Here is a 1,824-nt window from a genome sequence, read left to right on the forward strand (position 1 = left end):
AACTGGATATATCCAGTTGGTACAACCTTTTCTTCTCGAGTGATTTTGATTCTATACTTTGTTTTAAAGAAGGCCACCCAAATGTCTAAATATAAAGAACTAGATTATAATAAATTACTTTTTGGTGAGAATTATTTTATATACAACGTAATAAATGATAATAACCGTTTATTGGTCAAAATCAAATCCCGTCCGCACATTTGTAAGTGCCCGTATTGTGGAGTTGAAGCTTCAAGGGTTTCCTCAACTTATCATAGGATATTACAAGATACTCCTATTCATAATGAATCTACGTATTTAGATGTTAATGTACACAAATACTATTGTTTAAATATAGACTGTCCTCACTATATATTTGATGAAGTATTGCCCTTTGCGGGCGCTCGGGAGGTACGCACCGACGCGCTCAATATATTTATATTAGGTGTATCCATATTTTTAAGTAATGAAGGTGCAAGTCATGTCTTGTCCTTATTAGGTGTAAATATTAGTAATAAGTCTATACAAAGACTTTATGACTGCCTTGAATTTAAAGATGATCCAAATGTCGAGGCCATAGGAGTCGATGACGTTGCCATAAAAAAAGGTAGAACCTATTGTACAGCTATTTATGATTTAAACGATCATCATCTTATTGCACTATTAGAAGGACGTAAGGGAACTGAACTAAAAAAATGGTTAAAAAATCACAAGAAAGTAAGAATAGTAGCCAGAGATAGAGACACTTCTTACGCAAAAGTAATACGTGAGGTACTTCCTAATTGCACTCAAGTAGCTGACCGTTTTCATCTTTTACAAGATTTGACTGATAATCTCAGTATTGTTTTAAAAAAAAAATTCCCCAAACAATATTCTTAAAGAATAATCAGGTAATCGAACAAAAGGATAAAGTTAAAAAAACGAATATCAATTCAATATATGATGCAATCAATAAAGTTCATTACGATAACACACCACCGACCAATAGGAACGGTGGTGTGTTTACTTTTGATAATAAAAAACGTATCCCTAAATCACCCCAATACAAGAAATACGCATTGGGACGTAAAAATAAACAAGAACTTATTAAGACTATACAATCCAAATTTTCATTATCTCCTAGTGCAATTAAGACCGCCACAATTGAATTCAAATTAAGCCCAGTTACTGTTCAAAAATATTTGAATATGAGTCCTACACAAATAGATGACTTAGACCATCCTATTCATTACAAAAAACGTAAAACGGTGATGGATGATTATATAAATATAATTTACAAAATGCTTCGTGATGGTTTCTCTAACCTAGAAATTCAAACTTATGTACTATCCAACGGATACAAAGGAAATAAAAATTCACTAAATAATTACATATATGATATAAAAAAGAATAATTTTCCCACAAGTGTTCTTGACGAGAGAATCTCGTCAAAAGAACACAAATCTAAAGACACCACTATTTCTATTTCGCGTAAAAGAATACTCAACGATATCACTAATATCAATATGAAAACGATTAGTAATAACTTTATGATTCTACAAAATCAATATCCTATATTAATAAAACTTAGATATGTATACATAAACTTCTACTGTGCATTGATGGGCGACAACACCAAAGCTATGGATGTCTTTTTATTCAAATACGAAAATACAATAATGCATGGTTTTTGTAAGCATATAAAAAAGGATATCGCCCCAGTTCACAACGCGATATCCCAAGAAATCAGTTCTGGATTTGTCGAAGGAAATAATAACAAACTCAAACTGATCAAGCGTATTGTATATGGTCGAAGTGGGATAGTCAATTTATATAAAAAGAGTTACCTGGCATTTCAGGCAACTC

At 31.9% G+C, this 1,824-nt stretch carries 2 protein-coding genes; both read left to right on the forward strand.

Features of this window, described 5'->3' with window-relative positions; all coding sequences use genetic code 11:
* Nucleotides 1-858 (forward strand): transposase (locus IV57_RS12775; protein WP_236704369.1); only part of this gene is annotated, 858 nt, incomplete at its 5' end.
* 119 nt (nucleotides 859-977) lie between these two features.
* Nucleotides 978-1,824 (forward strand): transposase (locus tag IV57_RS13055; RefSeq protein WP_157051968.1); only part of this gene is annotated, 847 nt, incomplete at its 3' end.

The organism is Companilactobacillus kimchiensis (assembly GCF_001438805.1).
GTDB lineage: Bacteria > Bacillota > Bacilli > Lactobacillales > Lactobacillaceae > Companilactobacillus > Companilactobacillus kimchiensis.